Origin of the sequence: Lysinibacillus sp. NPDC094403 (assembly GCF_050278745.1) — a bacterium.
Taxonomy (GTDB): Bacteria; Bacillota; Bacilli; order Bacillales_A; family Planococcaceae; genus Lysinibacillus.
The window spans coordinates 408,110-431,827 of the sequence record NZ_JBNNTL010000001.1 but is presented as its reverse complement, the minus strand read 5'-3'; the positions used below and the strand labels follow the sequence as shown (position 1 = coordinate 431,827).

Below are 23,718 nucleotides of genomic sequence, written 5' to 3'. Positions count from 1 at the left end.
GCATCACCTAAATGTATGTTTTTGTAATTGCAGTTGGTTTATAAGTACATCGACATTTTTCACAGAAGCGTGGCACCCATTTCATTACCCACATAAGCTGCTCCTGCTCCGTTATTTTCATCTTTTGTTCTATTGATAAGCCTGAAAGACCCATTTCTCGCCATTCATTAAACATATTCACAACCATCGCTAATGTCACTGGATTAGGCGCTTCCCTTCCGAGAAATTTTATGGCTGTAACACCAGCAGAAACCAAATCTTCTAGATTACACAAACTACAATCTGTTGCACTATCTAAAAAATGATGCTGGTTACTGTATGTGTTTAATGGAGATAAAACTCGATATAAAGTTCTAACCCCTTCTCCAATTTCAGGATTATTTGGGCTTTCCCATAAACGACAGCTCCCAGCCATACTACCAGTGCCAAAGTTTCCAGTAATCATAAGTTCCATCTCTAAATCTCGAAGTTCATGAATCTCTTCTAATGTCATTGATTGGGACAATGTTATCCTTTTGACACCTGATTCCTTTAATAGCTCGGCTCCGTATTTATTAACTGGTGCTAATTGCGAGCCTGAAATTATTTGAATTTCCTTTTCCAAATGATTAAGCAGATGGCAAGATTGTATTGAGGATATTGTAATAGCATCTACACCTTTTTCAAGTGCTCTATAAACATGCTTTTGAAAGTCTTTTTCAATGCAAGTAGGGACGTATGAGGTGTTGGCCATGAATATGACTTTAAGATTGTTCGCTTTTGCTAAAGCTATTATGCCATCTATTTCCTCCCAATCTGAAAAGTGGGCAGGATAATCTGCAACTGTTTGAAATTTATTATCAAATGATAGTTGTTTAAAAAGCGAAGTTGAAACGCCAAAATATATTTCATTTGCACCAGCCTCTATCATTTCTTCCATCATAAATTTTGATCGTACAGGTGCCACAATTTTTAAATTCTCCACCTTACTGACTCCTTTCTATCCAACTGGGAGCATACTTCGTAGACGATTAACAGATGCTTTTAGACTTTCAATAAAATAATCAATATCCTTGTAGTCCGTGTAATAACCAAAGCTAATACGAATAGACGATTTTATTCTATCTTCAGTTAGGCCGAGTGCTAATAATACATGAGATAAATTAGCTTTATCGGCACTACAGGCAGAACCAATAGATACTGCAATACCATAAGCTTGGCATAATAGAACAGCTAATGCTTCTGCTCGTATATTCAGAAAAGATATATTAATAGTATTTGGTAATAAATCCTCACCTAACACAGGACCATTAATTTCATAGTATTCAATCGAATTTTCTAATTTATCTAGGAAATAAGATCTTAATGCGATTATTTTATTAGCATTTTGCTTTAGCTCTCTTTTTGCAATTTCGCAGGCTTTACCAAAACCAATAATAGCTAAGAGATTTTCTGTACCACCACGAAGACCTTTTTCTTGCCCACCACCGTGAAGAAGCTGTTCTAATTTACGTTCACCGTTTTTCAAGTACACTGCACCTGTACCCTTAGGACCATATATTTTATGGGCAGCCATCGATAATGAGTCAACTCCTAAGTCTTGAACATCTATCTGGATTTTCCCTATCACCTGTACAGCATCAACATGAAAGATAATATTACTATTGATCTTCTTAACAACTTTCACCATCTCTTTAATTGGTTGAATTGATCCGATTTCATTGTTAGCATACATGATCGAAATAAGCGCTGTATTCTCTTGAATAGCGTTTTTTAAATCTTCAATTGCTACGAATCCATTAGTATCAACAGGTAAATAGGTAATTTCAGCACCAAGGGTAGCTAAATATCGACATAATTCTAAGGTTGCAGCATGCTCGATTTTAGAAGTGATGATATGAAGCGGGCGCATTTCATTTGTAAAGAAATATCCTTTCAATGCGGTATTAATCGACTCTGTACCGCCAGAAGTAAAAAATATATCTGTCTCTTCTGCATTGATTACTGTGGCAACATTTGAACGTGCCTCTTCCATTTTTAATTTCGCTAACTGTCCAAAGGAGTGCGTGCTAGAGGGATTACCAAATAACGTTATATTTTCTATCATAGTAGAGGCCACTTCCTCCCGAAGAGGGGTAGTGGCATTATAATCAAAATATCTTCCTATCATAAAAGCCTCCTAAGCTGCCGAACGTATTTGCTCAAATAACTCATGTAAAATATTCAAACAATGCATTTGAGGAGGCTCCAACTCCCCTAGCATTTTATCAATCTCATGTTGCGGTTGCTGCTTAATTTCTTCTATTGATTTATTCATGATATAATCTGCAAATATATCAGCCGTTGCTAAGGATGTAGCACAACCATATGCTTTATATTTTGCATCATTAACCTTTCCAGATTCTACCTTTATACTCATAAAAATTGTATCTCCACAAACGGAGTTACCAATTTTTAATTCCATATTTGCATCAGCCAGTTCACCTGAATGTCGAGGGTTACTAAAATAATCAACAATGATAGAATTGTACATGTTTAGAATCCTCTCTTATACTTCTGCCATTTCATTTTTTTCTTCAGCGGCATCCATATGCTTCTCTAAATTAATGGCACAACAACCTATTTCTGCACCAGCTACTCTAGAAAGATATACCACCTTCTGACCATTTCTTCCGCATTCACATGTATTCTCTTTCTTTAAATACACTAAATCCTCAGTTTGAATAAATCCTGGATATGACAAGGACGTAGGGTCAAATATTGCTAAAACACCCCTTTTTCCTTGTGGTACCTCTTCCGCTAAATTTTTGGGATTTCTTAATGAAAAATGAACCCAAGGTGGTACATGCTTAGACTGTTTCTCACACTCGATAGCTAAAATATTAGATTCAACTAACCCATACATATCCCTTATATTTTCTTCAGGAATACCTAAAAATTCAGCACATTCTTTATTGTATTGTTCTCTAGGTATCTCCATCCCAGAAAAGCGTTTCCACCCTCCTAGATTGATAATCATCGTCTTTTGATCTAACTTCAAATGAATATTATTTGTTTTTAAATAATTGACCAATTTATAAATTAAAAATGGAGGTCCTACGATGTGGCGTGTATGAATGTTTTGCCATTTTTCTAAAGTTTCTATTGCCTCCTTAGGCTTGAAGGATGCTCTCTTAACAAGACATCTTGTTGCATCAAACAAACCTGAGAGCATATTTAATACTTTTACCATTCCCATCTCTGGCATTTCTTCAGGAGATGGGAATAAGAAGAGACCAGCCCCACGAGAGAAGGCAAACATCTCTCTATACATTGCGTAAATACTAAATACGCAATTATTTAATGTTTCAGCATCCCTTCTCGATATACTTGGTATACCACTTGTTCCTGTACTTCGCATTTCAAATTCAATGTTCTCTAAAGATGTTGATAATAATAAATGAGAGTCAGGTCTTTTAAAACTTGTCACCGGAATAAGTGGGATTTTTTGTATATCATTTAGACCTTGTATATCGGCAGGTTTAACGCCGCTATCCTCGCATAGCATTCGATAAAAGCTATTGTTTTCATAATGATGTTTAAAATTTTGGGCGATTAAATAACCCTTTAATTCATTGACTTTTTCTTCATCCCATTGAAATAGCTGTTGGGTTGACCCAATGACTGCTGTTACTGGATTAATACCTAATTTTTCTAAATTTTCCATTGCTGCACGAATAGTTACCATTTCATTTTCTCTCCTTTTTAATATCAACTTCAATCGGATTTTCGGCTTATGATCGCTTCATTTAGATCAGTAATTAGCCGTTATTACAGGAATTATTAAAGGAATTATTAAAGGAACATCAACCATATATAAATTGCTAATCATCGCAATTTTCGTAATACAGTTGATATAAAAAGATTAACATAAGAACAAATGATGTAACCCCTAATTCACTACAAGAAAAAAAGTAAATTCCACAAAAAACTTGTGGAATTTACTAATTGAATACTTAATTATTATTGCAAAATATTTATCATTTATTAGTTTTAGAATAAACCATTGGTCCACTATTTCTTGTAATCCAAACTAATAGCAAACCATTTTTCTTTGTGATAGACTGTACTATATTTGATTAGAAAAGGGGGTATTCGATGACCCAGCAGAAGTCTAATAAGGCGGCTTTGTATATTTTAATGTTTAATATGTTTATCGCAATGGGGAGTATCGGAATTATTATTCCTGTCATGCCTGAGTATTTAAAACTATTTGGTGCTGCAGGACAAGTACTTGGCATGTTGATTGCAACGTTCGCCTTAGCACAATTCGTATTTTCTCCAATTGCTGGGAATCTTTCGGATCAATATGGTCGAAAAAATCTCATTATTTTCGGACTTATCGTAACAGGACTTGCACAAATTGGTTTCGGGCTTTCTACAGATGTGTGGATGCTCTTCTTGGCACGCTTTTTAGGTGGCCTCGGCTCTGCATTTGTGGCACCTCCTATCATGGCTTTTGTGGCAGATGTCACAACGTATGAGGAACGAGGAAAAGGTATGGGTATGCTAGGGGCAGCAATGTCCTTTGGGTTTATGATTGGACCAGGTATCGGTGGATTCCTCTCAAAAGTTAGTTTGCATTTTCCATTTTATACTGCTGGATGTGCAGCTATCTTAGCAGCTATTTTATCGTTCTTTTTACTGCCTGCTACAAAACCAAACACAACGAAAAAAGCGCAAAAGCGGGATAATCTTGCTAAGCAGATGGCCCGTTCAGTCCGAATGCCTTATTTTGTCATGCTAATTATCATGCTTGTATTCTCATTCGGAATTGCTAACTTCCAAACAACATTATCATTATTTGTGACAGACAAGTTTAATTACACACCTACTGATATCGCCATTATATTAGTTGTGGGTGGCGCTTTTGGTGTTGTTGTACAGATGTTTGTTATTACACCGCTGTTTAATCGCTTCGGCGAAATGAAAGTAGTGTTAGTCAATTTATTTATTGCAGCCGTTTCGATTTTCTTAATATTATTCGCATCTGGTTTTGCACTTATTTTAATTGTTGCGACAATCTTCTCTACAGCAACGACATTGATTCGCCCAGCTGTCAACACACTGATTTCAAAGCTTGCTGAAAATGAACAAGGCTTTGCAGCTGGTCTGAATAATGCGTATATGAGTCTTGGTAATATGATTGGTCCAGCTTTAGCAGGTATATTATTCGATTGGAACATGAACAGTCCTTATATATTCGGGTCTATTGTTTTAATGGCTTGCTTCTTCCTTGCCCTTATTTGGACAAGGAAAAAAGCACCACACCTTATGCATCCTGATACAGAATAGCCAGAAAAGTTATTGACTATTTTTGGTATTATGCTACATTATTAGGAGAAAAATTAATAAATAAATTTACTTACCACTAGGGGAGTCTTTAAAAGGCTGAGACGTATATGGTGATATACGGACCCTTTGAACCTGATCTAGTTCACACTAGCGGAGGGAAGTGGCGACACTTGCTTTTTAATATGTAAAAATGCAGGGCCGCTTCCTATTGTTTTTAGGAAGCGGCTTTTTCACGCTCTAGCGGCGGAACTCACATGTTTAGCGGCGGTTCTCTCGCTTTTTGCGGCGGAACTCCCTAGCTACCGGCGATAACCTATAAAATTCACATTTCAAAGGAGTGGAAATTATGTCAATTCGAAAATTAACAATCATGGCCTTATTAGTAGCAATTGCCGTAGCAGGTTCTACCTTCGTTTCAATACCAACGGGAATTGCGCGTGCCTACCCTGTACAACATGCCATTAATGTTATTGGCGCTATCATTCTTGGACCATTGCCTACTGTTATGGTCGCCTTTGTCACAGCAATCATTCGTATTTTAACAGGCACAGGCTCATTACTAGCTATACCCGGTAGTGTAATTGGTGCTATATGTGCATCTCTCGCCTATAAATACAGCGGCAAGCAATGGCTAGCAGGTGTCGGTGAAATGTTTGGGACTGGTATTATTGCCTCACTTATTGCAGTACCTTACGCACATTTATTAATGGGGACATCCGTTGCTGCTTTATTTTTCATGCCAGCCTTTTTAACCTCAAGTACTATTGGTGCTATCTTAGGCTTTGTCGTTGCCAGCAATTTGCGTAAAACAGTATTTGTAACTAACCTTAACACTACGCCTAAATAGCTTGATTTACAGCAATTGAAAAACGTTACTTCCTTTAATGGCAATTAATAAAGAAAGTAACGTTTTTTGTTCCAAACAAATTCACCCATACTTCAATGGTAATCCCATTTCATGCGCAATTAATAAAAAGTCTTTTTTGCTTATTTCAAAATGACCAAACCTGAATTTATAACCATACTTCGATTTATCTTCTACAAATTCTAAATAATCTAAGATCCTTTTTATTGGTACTGCCTTTGCCTCTTTATAGAAGTCTATATCTCTTCTAAAAGGAATAAAATTTTCTGCCATTTGGAACTCGTATATTCGCTCGTCTTTTATTCTTCCAATTGCGGTAAATGCTCTTACAGGCTCATTATCATCAAGACTTTTTTTAGGAGAATAATATATAATCCAGTCTCCTTTTTTCATTCGTTTCAAAGGTCTTTCTTTGCCATGGCATAGTTGGCCGAATCCACCCTCAACCCCTTTTTGCACATGAGTAAGAGATACCACGCCAATCCAATATTTTGTGTCTCTTTCAGTCATAGGAAGAGCTCTCCTTTTATTTAGGGATCATCGTAAACGATTTTATTTTTCCATTTTCAAGAATCAATTTTTCTTCCAAAATCACTGGGTTTGGCAAACCATCCCAAGTAGTCGTAATGATAGCAACACATTCTATATCATCGCCTTCAATAGTTTGGATAGTTAACTTAAATCCTTTCGGCATAGGTGACATGTAAAAGTTCTGTATTTCTTTTCTTCCTTTAAATATTTCACCTTTAAAATCTTTTAATTCTCCCTGGTCCGCATACATGTCAGATAAATCCTGACCCTCTACTTGCGCTCTTTTCAAATACTCATTCATAACCTCTACTGCTTTCATCTGTCATCACTCTTTCTTTTTTATTGATAAGACATCCGCCGGAGGCATTAACTTCTTTCAGCAACCTACTGAAAGAAGTTAAACCCTATTCACGATTTTCATATACTTTTGTCAATACGCTTTTCAACAGCTCTTTTTCTTCCAATGAAAGTACGTTTAAAACTTCATTCTCAGAAATCGCAAGAGCCTTCATTAATTCTTCTGCCAAATTTTCACCCTGTTCCGTAAGGCATATTAAATTCTCTCTTCTATTTTCTGGATTTTTCTCCCTATAAACATACTTTCTTTCTTCTAGACCATCGATAAAAAAGCGGACACTATTTTTATCCAACTTTAAAATTTGTCCTATTTGAATTTGACTAAGTTTTTTTTCTTTTACAGCCATCATGATCCCAACTTCTCTGGATTTCATTTGAAATTTTTCGCTAATATATTTCTCGAGATTTTCCTCTAAAGCCTCCGCTAATTTAAAACTTAGAAAACCAAAAGAATTCATTATATTGGTCATGTCCGATCCCCCAAACATATAGTACATAAAAATGATAGTAATAAATTATTACTATCATGAATTATTACATACATGTCCATTCATTTTCAAGCATTTCATAAAAAAATTCATATTTGAAGATCAACATTAGTTCATCATCATAACGTGTGGTTAATTTCCGATCCGACTGAGCGCTTTCCTAGGGGCGTCGGGCTAACACGATGTTAGTCACGAAGGCGTTATCACAGACGTGATGGTTTTAGCCTTCGTTCCCCTATTGCTAATCCCCTAAGGAGTCACCCAGTCGGAACGAAGATCAACTAATTATTCATGGTATATGCTTTAACAAATGTCATTCCGAGCTTTTAGTGATAGCCCTAAAATAGAATGACAAAAAAACGATGGTTCATTGCTAAAAAAGCAATGAACCATCGTTTTTAAATTACTAGGATCGTTTTTTCATGCCCTTTAATAGCTGGGCAACATTTGTGTCCTCTGCCTGTATTGGTTTTTCCTCAATAGGCTGTTCTTTTTTCTTCGGCCTAGTTATGAAGCTCCATCCAAAGCGTCTAATAGTAATATCAATGAAGAATAGTAGCATCCCTGCTAATAAAAGCCATGTTGCTATATTTTGGCGTTCAGCACCTTTTTTAGTAAATTCACGGAATACTTCGCTCGGTTCCTTCAAAACGGAGCCACCTGTTTGCTTTGTTAGTTCTTCGACTAGCTTATCATTCACTGGACGTAATTCATACTCAGCACTATAAGGTACACTTAAGCCTGCCTGGTAAATAGCCTGTTGTTCATCGGCTATGCGGAAGAAGATGAGTCCTGGTTCTGCTTGTACGACTGCTCGAACTTGAGATGCTGAAATTGTTTCAAGCTGAGTTTCAAGTTCTTCACCTGCTTCATTGACGGCAACAATATCTAAGAACGCCGCTTCATTTGTTGGGTCAGTGATGACAAATGAGCCGTCTGATTCTAGACGTACATCATAGGCAACATCGTTATAGCTTGGTAGCATTTTTGAAATAAGTGTTTGCCAAAATGTGCCCCAATTCTGCCATCTTGCCCAGTCTCCTGTCCATTTTCCTGTCGAATCAGAAGTAAAGGCGAATGTTTTGCCAAGGCCATATTGCCACTCTGCTAGTACTGGATCTTCCTTCTCACTCTCTGCGATAACAGTAGCTCCCTGCTTTGCTGTCGTACCGATATAAGCGTTCATTTTAGGTACACCATTTGTAAATAAAGTATTCCAGCCAGAAGCATTAAATATAGTTGGATAGAACGGATTATCCTCAATATATGTGCGTGAAATCATAGCAGTTTCACGAGATAAAATAGAGGGGATCGTCTGTTCATCAACAACATCGTAGAATCGCCCACTCCCCATCTCACTAAGCGCTTCAAGTAAGTTGCCATCTGCATCCTGACCAATTGCAACCGTTGAAAGAGTAATACCATTCTCTTTTCCTTGTGCAATTAAATCTTCATAGTTACCTGACTGTGACTGTCCATCAGTTAATAAAATAATATGCTTTCGCTGTAGCTTTAAATCAGCTAGATTTTCATATGCTTTAGCAAGTGATCCATATATTTCGGTACCACCACCTGGCGTTACAGATAAAATCGTATCCACCGCTTCTTCCTTCTTGCCAAGTGGTCCTGTCTCAATAATTTCCCAAGGTCGATCATCAAAGGCAATAAACCCGAGCGTATCCTCATCTCGTAGCATTTCAACTGAACGAGCGGCTGCCTCCTTAGCGAGCTCTAGCTTTGCTCCAGACATACTTCCAGAGCGGTCAAGTACGATCTCCAACCCTAGTGATGGTAATTGTTCCTTACCTTTAATCTCCATTTCAACAGGTAATAAAGTTTCGATTGGAGTTTTAAAATAGCCGCCTAAACCAAAGCTATTTTCGCCACCGACCATTGTAAAACCGACACCAAAATTTTTCACCGCCTGTTCAATGACATTCATTTTTGCCTCGCCTACTAAATGCCCTGGCACATTATCAAAAATGATTGCATTGTATTGTAAATAACTAGAAAGTTCATTTGGCAGACTTTTAGCATCTACAACATCATAGGAAATTGATTGTTTGCCAAGTGCTGCTGCGATTGGTGATGCTATATCATAGCCATTAACAATTAGTAAATGTGGTTCACTTTGTACCATCGTGACGCTTGTTAATTTATTATTTTCAAATATTGCATCCTGTTCAACCTGCACGAGTGCCTCATATTTTACAAGTCCTTCAGCAGTTGCTGAATGTTTATACGTAAACATATTTGAACCTTCTGCAAGCTCCACTGCTTCACGATGAATAAGCTTATCATTTTCGTATAATAATAGCTCCCCTCGTTCTGCTACAGTTGCATTTATTTCAGTGACTAGCTGCTGCTGTTCACCTACATAAGCAACTTGCGGTGTTACAAAGCTTTTCAGGGATACATCCTTAGCAACAGGTTGGTTAAATGGCACTACATCAACACTAATATTTGATCCTTTAAACTTTGATGCAAATTCTAAGGCATCTCCTTTTGTTTCATTGCCATCAGTTAAGAGCACAAGTCGTGTTGCTTTTTTCGGATCTACAATACCTGATGCGAGCTGTAGACTCTGTTCAATATTTGTTTGATCTGTTGCTTTTATGGCTGTAAACTTTGGCACTTCCTTTAAAGAATCTGATAAAATGGCTTCCGTTTGTAATGTCGATGAGAAAGAATAAATCCCTGCAAGCTGTTCATCTTTTTTCGACTGTAAACTTTCTGCTATAAAATTGGCCATCTCATCAGCTGTACCATTCATTGAAGCAGAACGGTCAACTAAGTATAATACTTGTTCTTCCTTTACGGGCAATAAAATATAGGGACCAGCAAGTGCAAAAACTAAACAGCATATTGCCACAATACGTATACCTAGTACAACGATATGGCTTTTTTTTAGTCGCTGTCGTTCACGCCAATAGGTCCATCCAAAATACATAAGCAATGGAAGTAAAAGCAACAATGCTAATGGCATATCAATTCGTAAATCCACGACGTCGTTGCACCTCCCACTCTAAAACAAGTAATACTAAGATCATAAGGATAAGCCAAGGTACGAAGGAGGCTTTCGATATTTCTTCCTTACCATTATCCGGAAGCTCTCCAAGCGTATAGCTTGTCCCTTTTCCAATCATACGCTCATGCGCTTGAAGCTGAACGATGAAGCGCTTTTCTTCATCTTTTGAGCGAGCTGTATAAACTCCTGGCTTCATTGGAGCTGTTAAAAGACCATTCGTAATGGACGATAAAAACTCATCTGCCTGCGAATATATACTCCAATCGCCCTGCGCTAAGGCAACTGCACGTTGCTCATTAGGTGTAAAAATACCAAGTGAACCAATTGATTCTGAAAGCTCTTGTTCAGCACTCCATAAAAATAATGGGAATGAAGGATGTAACGGCCAATCTGTATCTGCAATATCGGCTAATACAACAATATCCCCTTTAGGTGAACGCTGAATAAATGGCTGGTCTCCAACTGATGCAATCGTTTTATAGTTGTCGAATCCTGGATATATGGCGCTGACGTAAATATCTTTTAGTTCACTAAATGCAAACAATGAATCACTTGAAGTACTGACTTTCCCAGTAACTTCAACCTTCTCAACGTCATCCCGTCCAAATAATACAATTGGCTTGTCCTTCTTTTCGAGTAGCGCCGTCTGATTTGTCACAACAGTGGCGTCCTGATTGTCAGCCACCTGTGAAGATGGAACAATTTTCACACTACTATTAATCGTTTGCAAGCCTTTTTGAATGAGTTGATGCATACTTTGATCGACAACTATTTTTGAAGTAGCTGTTTGTAGCAATACCGTTTGCGAATTATCAACAGCGTAATCGTCTTTAGCATCTAACTTGGCTGTCATAGTATCTTCTAACGATAGGTCTTTAAATGTTTTTGTTACAGCTTCATTCGGAGGTAATGCGACACTCTCTGAAACTAACTCCTTACCTTCAGCATTTTCTATCGAAAGTTTTACATGTTGCTCTTGATCGATATCATTTTGTAACTGTACAAGCGCCATTGCAGACTTTCCATCTGTAGTAGCAGCAAATCGTGTAATTGCGATATTTGTTAAATTTTTAGCAGACCCTTTTACGATCCACTTCACCGTATCTTTTTCCATCGGTAATTGCTTTTTATCGAGCGAATCTGTAAAGACATAAATAGATGTTGGGGTATTACCGACAAAAGCCTGTGCCGCATCTAAAGCTTTATTCATTTGAGCTGTTTCATAGGTGACGTGCAACTGTTGAATAGCTTTTTCAATATCTTTAGTATTTGTCTCCTGCTGTAATATAGCTTTTGGCGTATTGCCTGTTGTAATGAGCGTCACAGGTCTTCCATTAAGCTCATTGACCAATGACAGCATTTCTCTTTTATGTGTGTCAAATGTTGACTGATCTTTTCCAGCTAACATTGTTGCAGATGTGTCTACAATGAAAATCGTCTGCGCACCAACGATCGTTGACTTTTTAACATACGGATTCATTAATGCCAGTACAAGTAAAAGAAGAGCTAGCAGTTGTAAATAAAGCAGTGCATTTTTTTGTAAATGTTTTAAGTATGGTGATACACGTGTTTCTTGCATAATTTCCGACCAGAAAAGTGTCGAGGATACGGTTTGATCAGTATATTTTTTTCGAAAGAAATAATATAGAAGGACAATGACCGGGATGATGGCCGTCCAGCTAAATAGTAATTGACTAAAGCCCAATACGGCTCACCTCACCTAATCCAATGTGCTTTTAATAATTGTTGGAAGATGGCCTGCTGTAATCCATCCTCTACTTTAAGCTGTAATTGTCGAACACCGAAGCGCCGACAAATTGCTTCAAATTCCTCTTCGTGTAATAAACGTCTTGCCTTATATGTGTCCAGAACCTTTGAAGACATGGTAACATTCACATCTCTGCCCGTTTCACAATCGAGTAAACGTACATCACCCGAATATTCTGGTGAAATTTCTTCTTGCGTAACTATTTGCAAAATACGTACATCCCCTGCAAAACGTGGTAGCCTTTTTAAAAGTTGCTCCCATTCCTTGATTGGCTCAAGTCCGTCTGTGACAATAAATAGTACGGTACTATCCTTAGGCAATGCTTTTAAAGCTCCTAGTGCGAAGCTATTTGTATAGGTCGCTTGCTCAATTTCTGTGACTAGCTGTAAAAAAGCACGACGATACATAGCACCTTTACGACGAAACGGTGGCTTCATCTCCTGTACACAAGAAAATGATAAGCGATCATCGCGACCGAGCACCATTAGACCAAGTGATGCGACAATTTGCCGGGCAAAAGTCCATTTTGCTTGATCGCCCATAGATTTAGTTGTATCTAGCAAAATATGTACACGCATCTCCTGTTCATCTAAAAAACGTTTAATGAAGTATTTATCAGTTCTCGCAAAGACGTTCCAATCCACCTGACGTACATCATCACCTAAATGATATTCACGAAAATCTGAGAAATCGAGCGATGCCCCGAAGCGTTGCGAACGGTGCGAGCCCTTGTGCTGCCCACGTAATTTGGAGGCCGTTGCCACTTGGAAGCGACTGATTTTCGCTAACCAATCCTCGGGCAATAATAATTTTTTTGTCACCTACTAACACCTTGCTGTACTTTTTCTAAAATGACATCAATCACATCGTCTGCTGTTTTGCCTGAAGCCTCCCCTTCATAATTCAACAGCATACGATGGCGTAAGACTGGCTTAGCCACAGATTTAATATCTGCTACAGAAACGTGGAAACGTCCATTCATAAGCGCCCTTGCCTTCGCTAATTTGATTAAACTTTGTAAACCTCGAGGGCCGCTACCATACATGGCATATTGTTTGACCTCAGCGATTGCATCCACTCTTTCAGGATGTGTAGCTACAACAAGATCCGTCGCAAATTCAAGCATTTCATCAGCAACAAGTACTTCCTTCACCATTTGCTGCGCTTCAATAAGTGCTTCTGTATTCATGATCTTTTGTAAATCAATTTCCTTAGCGCCTGTTGTCCGCTTCATAATTTCCATTAACTCACTTTTCTCAGGATACGGCACAAGAATTTTACATAAGAAACGGTCCATTTGCGCCTCTGGTAAAGGATACGTTCCCTCCATCTCAATCGGGTTTTGTGTTGCTAACACGAAGAATGGCCTTGCCATCTTCTTTGTATCTCCCAAGATGGTTACCGTTTTTTCACCCATAGCTTCAAGCAGTGCACTTTGTGTTTTTGGTGTTGCTCGGTTAATTTCATCCGCTAATACCATTTGGCTAAAAATCGGACCCGGCTGGAACGTAAACTGCTGCTTGCCATCAGCTGTGCGCTCAATCATACTTGTTCCTGTAATATCCGCCGGCATTAAATCTGGTGTAAATTGAATTCGCGAAAATGATAAATCTAATACTTCAGAAATTGTACGGATTAACATCGTTTTCCCTAAACCCGGTAGGCCCTCTAATAATGCATGCCCATCAGCAAGGACTGCGTACAATGTATAATCAATTGCTTCCTCTTGCCCGACGATAAAGCGATGAATTTCGTCCTTTACTTGCTGTAATTTCGTACTCATTTCAACATATTGTTGCTCTGTAAATGCCATTCTTTTTCCTCCTACTGAGACTCAATTGACGTGAAATAAGATTGCACGACATTTTGTAAATCCTTCGGTAATTGCAAACGCTCTGAGCTTTCTAAATAGCTGTCTTTATAGGAGCCTATAACTTCCTCATATGGGCGGATAGAACCTTTAGTAATCGGGCCATTTCCTTGTTGCTCTGATACATGTGATCCATCTCCTAATGCTCCACCATCAACTGAAGTCTGACTAGAGCCACCAATTCTATTTGATGTCGTTAATAAATCGCGGCCGCCTTGACCTTTGCCTGCACCTTTGCCATTTCCTTGTCCTTGTCCTTGTCCTTGCCCTTGCCCTTGCCCTTGCCCTTGCCCTTGTCCTTGTCCTTGTCCTTGTCCTTGCCCTTGTCCTTGCCCTTGCCCTTGTCCTTGCCCTTGTTGATTACTTTGATTCGATCCTTGTTTCTGACCATTACCACTAGCCTGTTGGGATCCATTTTGGCCTTGTTGTCCTGTTTGACCTTGCTGATTACTTTGCTGTGAATTCGCTGACGGATTAGTATTAGGATTATTTTGCTGATTGTTGTTGGCACTATTGGCACTCGCAATAGCATTTTGTAGAGTATTGCTTGCTGGTTTTCCAAGCTTGCTCATAGCTGTCTGAGTAGTATTTGCATTTTGCGTTAGCTCCTGCTGCATTTGGGCGAGCTCCTTCAATTGCTCCACTTCTTCCTTCGATAAGCCTTTGTCGTCAGAAGCGCCCTCCTTACTAGCCGTTTGCTTATCCTTTAATTGTTGTTCCTTTAAAGCAAGCTCCTTTTGCTTTTTCACGACTTCGCGTAATGCCTCTTCAGCTGTTTCTGTCTCTTTTAACGTATTTTGCAATTCTTTTAATTTCTCTTTCACTTCTTTTGTTTCTGCCTTTTTCTCTAATTTAGCAACTTCCTTCTTTACGTCCTCAATGACAGCTTTTTCTTTTTCCACTTCAATCGCTTCAATTTGTGTAGCTGCTGGGAACATATAAAGAATGGCCAGTACGACAGCTGTTCCAAATAATCCAATCAATGCTTTTGGACGAAACAAATTTTTCTTTCGTGTCTTAAAATCAGCAAATGCCTTTTCTACGTTTTCTATCGCTTTCGTTAGTAAAGATTGAACGAGTGGGTCCTTATCGTCCTCGAACGATAAGGCTGTCACAAGCTCATTGTGAGAAAAATAATCATCCAACATATGCAATGCTTCCTTTTCCTTTACACGCTTCCACCATATAAATAGCAATGTTGCTAGTATGACAACGATAAAGGTAGCAAGAGCTGTTTGACGATAATACGGCCAAACAAATAGCCTTGAAACGAGGAAGAGAGAAGCACTCGAAAGCAATGCCAAAAACAAGCCGGACTGTGCAATTGGAACGCTTCTTTCAACTGTTAAACTCGTCTTTGCACGTTGAATATATTTTCGTAATTGCCTACGGCGCTCCATAATATTTCCTCCTTATCGGTTGCTTTTCATATTGGCACGTAATTTTTTAATCGCAATTGTTAAACAAAAAATAATAATCAATGAATAAGCTATTAAATAACTAATCCATACAGGTAATTTCACTCCCGAAACTTGTACTAAAGCATCGCCCATAGCTGGTGAAGTAAGCGTGAGCATTAATGCACCCGGGTTAATAGAAGCCCAGAAGTAAGTCATATAAGAAGTAGTAGTACCTATGGCATTCCCCATTTGATGGAAGGCCATTGATAAAAAGAAGAAAAACGCTGTAATGCCACCTAAAAAGATTATCGAACCGTACGTAGAAATCATCGCAACAATTGTTCGCTTTGTAATCGTTGAAAACATAACACCAATACTACCGATTGCTACAACTGTTAATAAATAAAATAAAAATATCGAGATTAATTGAGACGGCGATACACCACCAAATAAAAATACTAAACTATACAATGGTAGCCCTGCGATAAGCATTAATACTAAAAATACTACCGAGGATAATAATTTTCCAATGATGATTTGAGTAGAGCTTTGTGTCGTTGTTAGTAAAATATTTAATGTTTGCTTTTCCCTTTCGCTACTAATTGCACCGGCAGTTAAGCTAGGTGTAATGAAAAGAACAAGAGCCATTTGTAATATTGTTAAGACCGCAAACATCATAAAGCTCATATCTGGTCTAAAGAAACCCTTACCTGTGAATCCAGTTGTTATAAGCAAAAATCCTACTATAAAAATACAAATAACCGCTAAATAAAACATTAAACCTGAAAAGCTTTTAAAAGAACGGAAGCGTAACTTCAATTCTTTTACGAATACCGGATTATAAAATCGTTCCATCATTGATTATCCGCTCCTTTCGTAATAGCCATAAAGACATCTTCTAAATCTTTTTCCTCTTCACTTAACGAATAAATAGGTAAATTCGCAAGTATTGCTTTTTTCAATAGCGCTACCTGATCAGCATCTGTCCCACGGTAATTAAAGGCTATCTCTAAGCGAGTCTCCAATACATCTATAGAAGAGATCAGTGGATCCTCCTCCAAGAATGCACGTACCTCGTTTAAACAATCCGTTACTTTTACTACGATACGCTTCTCCCCCTGTAGCTGTGCTTGAATGGAAGCCACATTGCCATGAGCGATAAGCTTACCATTATCAATCACACCGATTTCATCGCACATTTCTGCAAGCTCAGGCAAAATATGTGAGGAGATTAAAATAGTTTTCCCCATAGATTTTAAATTCCGTAAAATATCTCGCATTTCTACTCGGGCACGTGGATCCAAACCTGAAGCAGGTTCATCTAAAATTAATACTTTAGGATCGTGGATAAGAGCACGTGCCAAACATAGACGTTGCTTCATCCCACGTGATAGTAAATCAACATATTCATAACGTTTATTTGTTAAATTTACGAGTTCAAGCAGCTGTGGAATAAGTACTTTTCGTTCAGCTGCCCCAATGCCATAGCTGGCACCGTAAAAGTCTAAGTATTCATCTACTTTTAGTTGATCATAGACACCAAAGAAATCTGGCATATAGCCAATTTGTTTTCGAACTTCCTTTGGTTCCTTAATAACACTTTTCCCATTAATAAGAGCATCACCAGAAGTAGGAGCCAGCAAGGTTGCTAAAATCGAAAATGTAGTCGATTTACCTGCCCCATTGGCACCTACAAAGCCAAAGACAACTCCTTCCTCCAAAGATAGATTCAAATGATCTAGTGCTGTAAAGGAGCCATATCTCTTCGTCAAATCACGAATTTCAATCATTATTTCGCCACTCCCTTCAGCTCTACATCAGGTAATTTTGTTTCCTCACCTGTTTGATCTGGTCCGAATTTAATCTCAATCAGCAATTCATCATTTTCATTGAAGTATTTTTTTATGTTATCTGTAAACACCTGTTTCGCATCTACCAATGGCTCATAATTTTTCTTCTCGTTATTCCAAATCGATAGCTGCATACGATCAGTATCCTTATTCGAAATCGTCAGTTCGTTTAATGTTTGAACTGACTTCATAAAATTATCTGGCATCGCAATGGATACTTCGTATAAACCATCAGACAAGCGCCAACTATTTAACTGTTCATCCACTTTTTCAGCATACGAATTAGGAGATTGTGGGTTTGCTGTATACATAAAGTTGTTACGTTTCATCGTAAATGGACCTGATAGCTCTACTTTGCCATCAAACGGCTGAACAAAATAGGAAATCGGTGACATATTAGCACTTGTCTCTAGCTCAACACCAGCAATGGCTTGATCTGCCCATGCTGTAATGACAGGCTTTTTATCATTTTCTACAAGCGGTAATGCAATAGATTTCATATGCTCGATACGTGAAGGATCCACTTCATCCTTCTTCGCCGGATAATTATTATAATTGTAACTAGTATAATTAGATGGTTTTTGAAGAACTGTTGCTTTTAGCTCCTTATCGACTTTAAGTGTACCGTTCGCTTCAATGTCGCCAAGTTTAACTTCTTTAATGCCAGAGATTAAAGTAACGTCCTTTAGAGCAAACGGGAATTTATTCTTAATTGTCCCAGTTAGCTTTTCATTATCTAGCGTAATATCAATGTCCATCTTGCCAATATTTTGTGCCGCTGACTTCCCTGCAAACGACTGAACAGACCAATAGCTTAAATTACGTAGTGTTAACGTTGAACCATGGGCATTTTCCTTAATATAGGATATTTCATGTAAATCCTCCCTTATCCCTGCGAAATCATTAGAATTTCGTAGCGCGAATGCACTTGTATTCTTATCTGCATTAACAACAAAATCACCACTGCGATTTGTTAAGATGGACTCTACATAATAACCATTTACACTACTATCTTCATTTACTTTATAAAATGCAGATTGTTGAATTTGCGGTTGCCCAATTCGATCTTTTGCACCAAAAATAAATAGGGCAATAGATAACACAATGGATATCGCAGGAATTATCCACCATGCATGCTCACGCTTGTCTATTTTCTTTAAAATGAAATATAAAATAGGTCCGATAATTAAAATATATAAAATAATAACGATTACCATATAGCTAACAGATACTTCAAACGAAGGGAATAATTCATTTATATTACGCAGGTCATATGAAATTTGATCCACCAGCGACTGTCCATTAACGCTCATCCCTTGTTGTGACATCTTTTGAATATTTAACAATTTTTCCACTAATGCTGGATAGCCATCCATAGACGCAAGTGGCTGATCCCCTAAAGAAAAGGCTGTTTGAATAATTTCTCCACTGCCAACCTTTTTCTTAGACGCTAAAATCTTATTGTTATCTGTTAATACAGGAATACTTCCTTGATTTTCAGTAGCTCCATAAATAGAAATAGGTTGTGTAAAAGTTCCGCCGCCTGATAATTTTGATAGACTATCTGCCGAAACAGATGTCATTTGCTTGGATAACGCTAGTGGTAAATAATCCTTGAAAATACCTGCTGTTGCATTTACTTGATCAGCAGCTCCTACTAATAAAGTTCCACCATTCTGTACCCATTTTAGTAAAGAGTCTTGTTGCTTTTGCGATAAATCAGCAATAGCAATTTCATCGATGACGATAACGTTCGCCATTGCGAATCCTTGTGTATCCTCTGGCAGAATATAATCCTTGATTTGATTTAAATTGAAAACTTCAACATTATTTTGAGGAGCTAATTGAGATAAACGCAAAAATGCTGCTAAACGATCACTTTTATCCGTTAATGTATAGATAAAAACTGATGAAGGATCTAAAAAGTTAGCTTGTAGCTGCTTTGTTCCTTCATAAGCAACCTTTTCTCCTTTTTCTATGCCTCCTTCAAAAAAGGCAAACGCATCTTCATTTGAATAATTACCATCTAGATAAATATCAAATGTTTTTTCTTCTCCTGCCGCTATATCTATTGGAATAACTTGTGCTGATGTTGCTTGATAGGAACTGGAGGCATTGATCACCATATCTCCAGAAAAATCTGTACCATTATTTTTTACTGTTACCTGAATTGGCACAACTGTTTGGTATTTAGCTTTACCCGCAATCCCTACCTTAGCCTGTACATCCAATGTTGCGGCTGCTTTTGCCTGCTCCACAGGAAGAATAAAGCTAATAACAAGCAAGAATAGTAGTATGAGTGCCGTAATATTCGCTTTTTTCAAAAACTCAACCCCTTTTTATGTAAATTGATGGTTAAATAATTATACGTTTAAAATTGCATTTTGTTCCATTTCTTATGATATCTTCATGAATATTCATAAACTCTTAAGAATTAACTAATTACCAAAGTGTGGGGTTGATATTTTATTAAAACGTATACATGTAAGTGGAGTGGAGGCTAAGAAAAAGGATTCACACACAGTTTTGTGTATGAATCCTTTTTGCTCTTTGGAGCACAAAGAACTTCTTTCAGCTGATGTTTGGACATTTGCTGAAAGAAGTTAAAAGTTGAGTGATAAAACGTGAAAGTTGGTCGATAAAATTCAAAAGTTGGGTGATAATACGTGAAAGTTAGTCGATAAAATTCAAAAGTTGGATGACATTTTTTTAAACCTATGTCATGCGAATAAGTTGATTGGAGTGGAGACTGGGCGACTCCTTAGGGATCAGCGATTAAGAGGAACGAAGGCTAAAACCATCACGTCCTGTGATAACGCCTTCGTGATCAACATCGTTGCTGTTGCTGTCGCTACGTTGCACTACGCTTTCGCACAAACAAAAACACTTTGCTGCCGCTACGTTAACACTACGCTTTCGCACAAAAAACATCTGTTGGCCCGAGACCCTTGATGAAGCTTTGCTCTGCGCGAAATCGAAGCGTCAGCAATAAAGCGCCCAGTCGGAACGGAAATCAACCACACGCCATGGTGAGATTAAGAATCGGATAAAAAAAAGCAGCCCCAAGTGAATCACTTGAGACCACCTTGATATTATTCTTATTTCGTATAATCAAACAAACATCGCGCATGGTCTTGCACTACCTCTACAAAAGCCTCTACTTGTCGTAACTCAAACGAGGATTCATAGCCAATTAGCCAAGTATCACGCGTTAAACCAAACTCTTTTTCATTATTAGTTAATGCTATTTTATTAATACCATCATGGTCATTTAAAGTAATGGAAGGTAAAATAGCATAACCAATGCCGTTCAATGCCATTTGCTTACAAATTTCAATCTGATCAACTAAAATTTGTTTTCTTGGATTTGAAGCGAAATGCTGCTGCCACCATTGTTGAATTTCCTGATAGTAATTAGAATCACTTTTAAATTGAATAAAAGGTCGATCAGTCGTCAGGACATCTTCTATAGTTTTTAGCTCTTTATCTACTAAATAAAGGGTGTCCCGAAAAAGGTGAATTTTTTCTCCTTTCCAATCAACCTGCCCACGCACAATCCCTACATGAGCCTCCCCCTCATAAAGCGCTTTTACAATTTCAGAGCTCCAGCCGGTCATAAGAGAGATTTTTGCCTCTGGATATTTCGTTACAAAATCTTTTAATATTATCGGAAGCCAGTTTTGGCCGACGATCGATGCACAGGCAATTTTCAATGTCCCGTTTACTTTCGTCGTTAATGATTGGATTGTTTCAAAAATCTCTTCTTTTTTGCTAAGCATTTCAGTTGCATAGGCAATAATAAGCTCTCCAGCAGGTGTCGCTGTAAGTCCTTTTTGAGAACGAATAAATAACTGCGCGCCCCAGTCCTTTTCAATAGTTTGCAACCGTTGAGAAAGTGCTGGTTGAGATAAAAATAGTCGTTCTGCTGCTTTACGCATATTACGTTCCTCTGCTAGTACTTTTAAAATTTCAGCCTCCGTTGCCATCAATTAGTATACCTCCGATACAAGCAAAGAGGGCCTCATGATTTTCATCTGAGTCCCCTCTTAATCTACTACTCTTTTTGATAAATATATTTTTTCAATTGCTTTAAAATAACACGTCTAGTTAAAATTCCCGCAAATGTTCCTTCTTCGTCCACAACACATAAAAAGGCGTGATTAATAACTAAGTCAAGAGCCCGTTGAAAAGTATCCGTCAACTTTAATACAGCGATATCTTTCTCCATAATTGTATTCACTTTAATATCTGGTAACTTTTCATATTCTATATGTTCTAGTCCAAGAATGGATTCAGTAATCATTTTCATACTTAGTAAACCTTGAAGCCGATATTTCAAATCTAAAACAGGGATCGACGAATACCCTGTACGTGTAAGTACTAGGAGTGCATGTTCCGCACTATTTCCAATCTGTACATGCGCAACCTTTTCAGATGAAATAATAAAATCACTAATTGGCATTGCTAAAAAGTCTTTGCTGTTAGTTGAAATCATGAACTTCTTCTCCTTTTCTGTCCTCGCTTTGCAGAACAGGATGCTTCCCTTCTATCATATCATAACTATTCCTTTTATGACCATGACAAGGCCGAGAAGAGTTTTTATAAGCAATGAATTATTTAAGCATTTTGAACAAAACTAAGTATCGAAAGTGCATATATAACGGAGGTTTTACCCGAGGACAATGGAGAAATATCTTCATTCAGCCATATTTATATAATATGAACTGAATGAAGAAAAAAATCTTTTTTAATAGCCTGCTTTACTCCAATAATAAAAAATCATTATCCCTAAAAAAAGTAAAAAAATGATATATACCCAAACAATTGGATTGAGCATAGTCGCATACTCTTCTACGGTTTCTGAAATCGGCGTATCGTTTTCTGATTTCCGTTCAGATGTCATTTTGGCAATTTTCAGCGTAGACACAAGCGAAATGACAGAAATAATCGTAATGGCAATAAGAGCCGGTATCAACCACATACCCATAGGCAAAACTCCTTTCTTTACCTTTAGTATGCGTCAACCCAGCTCTTCATTATGCAAAGATTTTTAGTTAGAACGGATATTGATTGAGCCATTGCCCGCCATCAAGTGTCACACATTCACCGTTCATATAACTCGCCTTATCAGACATCATAAATGTTGCTAAATCAGCAATTTCTTCTGGAGTACCTGTACGACCTAATGGAACAGAGTCTAGCGTACGAGCAGCTGCTGCCTCTGACTCCCAGAGCTTTTCCGCACCACCTGTACGCTCAATTGGACCAGGCGCAATTGCATTAACTCGAATGCCATATTGTTTTCCCCATTCAACAGCTAACGTTCGAGTCAATGACAATACACCCGCTTTAGCCGCTGCAGAATGAATCACACCAGCACCTGCATTCCAAGCGTAAGTTGCAACCATATTAAGCATAGATCCTTTAATATTATTTTGAATCCAGTACTTTCCGACTGCCGAAGAACAATAGAATGTCCCATTTAAAACAATATCAACAACAGCCTTCCAACCATTCGGTGATAAATCCTCTGCACGCACTATAAAATTACCAGCCGCATTATTCACAAGCCCATCAACCTGTCCAAACTTTTCAACAGCAAATGCTAGCATTGCCTCTGCATGCTCAGGCACTCGAACATCCATTTGGAATGTTTCAATCGTTTTTCCAGCCTCTAAAATAAAGGCTTTCGCCTCAGCTAAACGCTCCTCGTTACGGCCTGTAATAACAACATTTGCCCCTTCAGTAACGAATTGCGTTGCCATATAAAGCCCCATACCACTTGATCCACCAGTAATAATAATTGTTTTCCCCTTCAACATACGATTTCCCCCTCTGCAAAAATGAATGGTGATTCACATAAAATATTACTATATTTTCTCGCATATGTCATATTAATTCTGTAAAACACACATAGAATTCTTTTCTCGATAGAAGTTTAGGGAAAGGATGAAAGGTGACAACTATATATGTATACAGGGGATTTTTTGTTGCGCGGGTATTCTCCCTTTGCGCGCGGGCATTTCCTACTCTTTCGCGGGTATTCCCCTGTTACGCGCGGGTGTTTCCTTCTCTTCCGCGGGTATTTCCTTCTCTTCCGCAGGTATCCGCTTGACGCGCGGATATTTCCTTCCCTTTCGCGGGTATTCATCCTTGACGCGCGGATAAAAGATACACTACTTTTTGAATATTATTATTTAACTACCAACATAAACGTGTTAACCTTTTATTAAGTGTGGTTAACATAA

21 protein-coding genes and 1 riboswitch are annotated in these 23,718 nt (G+C 38.0%); of the genes, 2 read left to right on the top strand and 19 right to left on the bottom strand.

Annotated elements, in window-relative coordinates; genetic code table 11:
* Positions 1-7 precede the first annotated feature (7 nt).
* From ACQKMV_RS01880 to ACQKMV_RS01865, 4 genes are read right to left on the bottom strand one after another with little or no spacing between them, the layout of a single operon-like run.
* On the bottom strand, positions 8-964 hold the full coding sequence (locus ACQKMV_RS01880; protein ID WP_427502141.1) for a peptidase U32 family protein: 957 nt from the start codon (positions 962-964) through the stop codon (positions 8-10).
* Positions 965-979: 15 nt separating this feature from the next.
* Positions 980-2,149: a cysteine desulfurase family protein gene (locus ACQKMV_RS01875; RefSeq protein ID WP_427502140.1), complete on the bottom strand. Its 1,170-nt coding sequence runs from the start codon at positions 2,147-2,149 to the stop codon at positions 980-982.
* A 9-nt stretch (positions 2,150-2,158) separates the two neighbouring features.
* Complete coding sequence (locus ACQKMV_RS01870) at positions 2,159-2,512, bottom strand: iron-sulfur cluster assembly scaffold protein (protein WP_427502139.1); 354 nt, start codon at positions 2,510-2,512, stop codon at positions 2,159-2,161.
* A gap of 15 nt (positions 2,513-2,527) precedes the next feature.
* Positions 2,528-3,706 (bottom strand): LuxE family acyl-protein synthetase, encoded by a 1,179-nt coding sequence (locus tag ACQKMV_RS01865; protein WP_427502138.1) that lies wholly within the window; start codon positions 3,704-3,706, stop codon positions 2,528-2,530.
* A gap of 410 nt (positions 3,707-4,116) precedes the next feature.
* On the opposite strand from ACQKMV_RS01865, the gene ACQKMV_RS01860 reads away from it, so the two are divergent.
* Both ACQKMV_RS01860 and thiW read left to right on the top strand, forming a co-directional pair.
* A complete protein-coding gene (locus tag ACQKMV_RS01860) occupies positions 4,117-5,313 on the top strand; it encodes an MFS transporter (protein WP_427502137.1) in 1,197 nt (398 codons plus the stop codon).
* Between the two features lie 68 nt (positions 5,314-5,381).
* Positions 5,382-5,489, top strand: a riboswitch (TPP riboswitch).
* 170 nt (positions 5,490-5,659) lie between these two features.
* On the top strand, positions 5,660-6,160 hold the full coding sequence (thiW, locus tag ACQKMV_RS01855) for an energy coupling factor transporter S component ThiW (RefSeq protein WP_427502136.1): 501 nt from the start codon (positions 5,660-5,662) through the stop codon (positions 6,158-6,160).
* A gap of 81 nt (positions 6,161-6,241) precedes the next feature.
* Here the strand turns inward: thiW and ACQKMV_RS01850 are convergent, their stop codons facing one another.
* The 15 genes from ACQKMV_RS01850 to fadH all read right to left on the bottom strand — a co-directional run bounded on the left by ACQKMV_RS01850 (position 6,242) and on the right by fadH (position 23,292).
* Positions 6,242-6,688, bottom strand: a complete 447-nt coding sequence (locus ACQKMV_RS01850; protein ID WP_427502135.1) for an EVE domain-containing protein — start codon at positions 6,686-6,688, stop codon at positions 6,242-6,244.
* 16 nt (positions 6,689-6,704) lie between these two features.
* Positions 6,705-7,028: a hypothetical protein gene (locus ACQKMV_RS01845; RefSeq protein ID WP_427502134.1), complete on the bottom strand. Its 324-nt coding sequence runs from the start codon at positions 7,026-7,028 to the stop codon at positions 6,705-6,707.
* An 85-nt stretch (positions 7,029-7,113) separates the two neighbouring features.
* Positions 7,114-7,536 (bottom strand): MarR family winged helix-turn-helix transcriptional regulator, encoded by a 423-nt coding sequence (locus tag ACQKMV_RS01840; RefSeq protein ID WP_427502133.1) that lies wholly within the window; start codon positions 7,534-7,536, stop codon positions 7,114-7,116.
* Positions 7,537-7,960: 424 nt separating this feature from the next.
* Entirely contained in the window at positions 7,961-10,558 is a 2,598-nt protein-coding gene (locus ACQKMV_RS01835; protein WP_427502132.1) for a VWA domain-containing protein, read from the bottom strand.
* Positions 10,542-12,287, bottom strand: a complete 1,746-nt coding sequence (locus ACQKMV_RS01830; protein ID WP_427502131.1) for a vWA domain-containing protein — start codon at positions 12,285-12,287, stop codon at positions 10,542-10,544. The genes ACQKMV_RS01835 and ACQKMV_RS01830 overlap by 17 nt, the downstream gene beginning before the upstream one ends.
* A gap of 11 nt (positions 12,288-12,298) precedes the next feature.
* Entirely contained in the window at positions 12,299-13,171 is an 873-nt protein-coding gene (locus ACQKMV_RS01825; RefSeq protein ID WP_427502130.1) for a DUF58 domain-containing protein, read from the bottom strand.
* On the bottom strand, positions 13,168-14,163 hold the full coding sequence (locus ACQKMV_RS01820; protein ID WP_427502129.1) for an AAA family ATPase: 996 nt from the start codon (positions 14,161-14,163) through the stop codon (positions 13,168-13,170). Before ACQKMV_RS01820 ends, ACQKMV_RS01825 begins: the two co-directional genes overlap by 4 nt.
* A gap of 11 nt (positions 14,164-14,174) precedes the next feature.
* On the bottom strand, positions 14,175-15,620 hold the full coding sequence (locus ACQKMV_RS01815; RefSeq protein ID WP_427502128.1) for a hypothetical protein: 1,446 nt from the start codon (positions 15,618-15,620) through the stop codon (positions 14,175-14,177).
* 12 nt (positions 15,621-15,632) lie between these two features.
* Positions 15,633-16,478, bottom strand: coding sequence for an ABC transporter permease (locus ACQKMV_RS01810; protein ID WP_427502127.1), 846 nt, complete (start codon positions 16,476-16,478; stop codon positions 15,633-15,635).
* Positions 16,475-17,410 (bottom strand): ATP-binding cassette domain-containing protein, encoded by a 936-nt coding sequence (locus ACQKMV_RS01805; RefSeq protein ID WP_427502126.1) that lies wholly within the window; start codon positions 17,408-17,410, stop codon positions 16,475-16,477. Before ACQKMV_RS01805 ends, ACQKMV_RS01810 begins: the two co-directional genes overlap by 4 nt.
* The gene (locus tag ACQKMV_RS01800) at positions 17,410-19,794 is read right to left on the bottom strand and encodes a DUF7408 domain-containing protein (protein WP_427502125.1); all 2,385 of its coding nucleotides are present in this window, start codon (positions 19,792-19,794) and stop codon (positions 17,410-17,412) included. Before ACQKMV_RS01800 ends, ACQKMV_RS01805 begins: the two co-directional genes overlap by 1 nt.
* 774 nt (positions 19,795-20,568) lie before the next feature.
* Positions 20,569-21,456 carry a LysR family transcriptional regulator gene (locus tag ACQKMV_RS01795; protein ID WP_337992200.1) on the bottom strand — a complete coding sequence of 296 codons (888 nt, stop codon included), beginning with the start codon at positions 21,454-21,456 and terminating at the stop codon, positions 20,569-20,571.
* 68 nt (positions 21,457-21,524) lie between these two features.
* Complete coding sequence (gene cbpB / locus ACQKMV_RS01790; RefSeq protein ID WP_427423604.1) at positions 21,525-21,965, bottom strand: cyclic-di-AMP-binding protein CbpB; 441 nt, start codon at positions 21,963-21,965, stop codon at positions 21,525-21,527.
* Between the two features lie 252 nt (positions 21,966-22,217).
* Positions 22,218-22,457, bottom strand: a complete 240-nt coding sequence (locus tag ACQKMV_RS01785; RefSeq protein WP_427502124.1) for a short-chain dehydrogenase — start codon at positions 22,455-22,457, stop codon at positions 22,218-22,220.
* A gap of 67 nt (positions 22,458-22,524) precedes the next feature.
* Positions 22,525-23,292: a 2,4-dienoyl-CoA reductase gene (gene fadH / locus ACQKMV_RS01780; RefSeq protein WP_427502123.1), complete on the bottom strand. Its 768-nt coding sequence runs from the start codon at positions 23,290-23,292 to the stop codon at positions 22,525-22,527.
* Positions 23,293-23,718: the final 426 nt, after the last annotated feature.

What these genes read in the sequence shown, in the direction of transcription:
- ACQKMV_RS01875 (WP_427502140.1), bottom strand. Translation starts at nt 2,149, where the DNA reads ATGATAGGAAGATATTTTGATTATAATGCCACTACCCCTCTTCGGGAG.
- ACQKMV_RS01870 (WP_427502139.1), bottom strand. Translation starts at nt 2,512, where the DNA reads ATGTACAATTCTATCATTGTTGATTATTTTAGTAACCCTCGACATTCA.
- ACQKMV_RS01865 (WP_427502138.1), bottom strand. Translation starts at nt 3,706, where the DNA reads ATGGTAACTATTCGTGCAGCAATGGAAAATTTAGAAAAATTAGGTATT.
- ACQKMV_RS01860 (WP_427502137.1), top strand. Translation starts at nt 4,117, where the DNA reads ATGACCCAGCAGAAGTCTAATAAGGCGGCTTTGTATATTTTAATGTTT.
- thiW (WP_427502136.1), top strand. Translation starts at nt 5,660, where the DNA reads ATGTCAATTCGAAAATTAACAATCATGGCCTTATTAGTAGCAATTGCC.
- ACQKMV_RS01850 (WP_427502135.1), bottom strand. Translation starts at nt 6,688, where the DNA reads ATGACTGAAAGAGACACAAAATATTGGATTGGCGTGGTATCTCTTACT.
- ACQKMV_RS01845 (WP_427502134.1), bottom strand. Translation starts at nt 7,028, where the DNA reads ATGAAAGCAGTAGAGGTTATGAATGAGTATTTGAAAAGAGCGCAAGTA.
- ACQKMV_RS01840 (WP_427502133.1), bottom strand. Translation starts at nt 7,536, where the DNA reads ATGACCAATATAATGAATTCTTTTGGTTTTCTAAGTTTTAAATTAGCG.
- ACQKMV_RS01820 (WP_427502129.1), bottom strand. Translation starts at nt 14,163, where the DNA reads ATGGCATTTACAGAGCAACAATATGTTGAAATGAGTACGAAATTACAG.
- ACQKMV_RS01815 (WP_427502128.1), bottom strand. Translation starts at nt 15,620, where the DNA reads ATGGAGCGCCGTAGGCAATTACGAAAATATATTCAACGTGCAAAGACG.
- ACQKMV_RS01810 (WP_427502127.1), bottom strand. Translation starts at nt 16,478, where the DNA reads ATGATGGAACGATTTTATAATCCGGTATTCGTAAAAGAATTGAAGTTA.
- ACQKMV_RS01805 (WP_427502126.1), bottom strand. Translation starts at nt 17,410, where the DNA reads ATGATTGAAATTCGTGATTTGACGAAGAGATATGGCTCCTTTACAGCA.
- ACQKMV_RS01795 (WP_337992200.1), bottom strand. Translation starts at nt 21,456, where the DNA reads ATGGCAACGGAGGCTGAAATTTTAAAAGTACTAGCAGAGGAACGTAAT.
- cbpB (WP_427423604.1), bottom strand. Translation starts at nt 21,965, where the DNA reads ATGATTTCAACTAACAGCAAAGACTTTTTAGCAATGCCAATTAGTGAT.
- ACQKMV_RS01785 (WP_427502124.1), bottom strand. Translation starts at nt 22,457, where the DNA reads ATGGGTATGTGGTTGATACCGGCTCTTATTGCCATTACGATTATTTCT.
- fadH (WP_427502123.1), bottom strand. Translation starts at nt 23,292, where the DNA reads ATGTTGAAGGGGAAAACAATTATTATTACTGGTGGATCAAGTGGTATG.